The sequence below is a fragment of the Fructilactobacillus florum DSM 22689 = JCM 16035 genome (assembly GCF_001436645.1).
GTDB lineage: Bacteria > Bacillota > Bacilli > Lactobacillales > Lactobacillaceae > Fructilactobacillus > Fructilactobacillus florum.
Window position 1 is genome coordinate 1 of record NZ_AYZI01000050.1, and the last position, 206, is coordinate 206.

Here is a 206-nt window from a genome sequence, read left to right on the forward strand (position 1 = left end):
AGAACTAACCAGTTACAGAAAAGTCATAACAAATATCACGCAAAGAAAATGACAATTGACGGAATTAAGTTCGATAGCAAAGCTGAAGCGCAATATTATCGATTGTATGCAAGTAATTCGCAAAAAAGCGTATCAATCCACGAGAGTTTTGTAATTCTTGATGGAATTACCGTAAATGGTAAAAAACGGCGCAGACGGCGTTACAC

1 protein-coding gene is annotated in these 206 nt (G+C 36.9%); it reads left to right on the forward strand.

Translation table 11 applies throughout. From position 1 onward, the window contains the following. Positions 1-206: DUF1064 domain-containing protein (locus tag FC87_RS06745; RefSeq protein WP_156656558.1), on the forward strand; the 206-nt coding region annotated here is incomplete at both ends.